The 236-nt window shown below is 62.7% G+C and carries 1 protein-coding gene; it reads right to left on the minus strand.

Annotated features, from left to right (window positions below):
- On the minus strand, positions 1-236 hold a 236-nt coding region (locus R0J92_RS26550), incomplete at both ends, for a DUF3095 family protein (protein ID WP_411053884.1).

Raw genomic sequence — 236 nt, forward strand, 5'->3', positions numbered from 1 at the left:
GTGGGTTGCCTGAATGGGGTTCCAGCGGCAGGAAAGACCGGTGAGATCGGGGCGTTCGCCCGTTTCCGCGGCGGGCAGGGCATATTGCCCGTCCTTCATCCGCGCTTCCGCCCAGCTGTTGCCGCCGCCTGAGAACATGGCGTAGGAAACATCCTCGCTTGCCTGAAAGCGCGCGACGCGAATATCGAAGCCATTCTCACGAATATCCTCGATGGGAACCAGCGCCACGCGCATGG

This window comes from Tritonibacter sp. SIMBA_163 (assembly GCF_046535935.1).
GTDB classification, from domain to species: Bacteria; Pseudomonadota; Alphaproteobacteria; order Rhodobacterales; family Rhodobacteraceae; genus Epibacterium; species Epibacterium scottomollicae.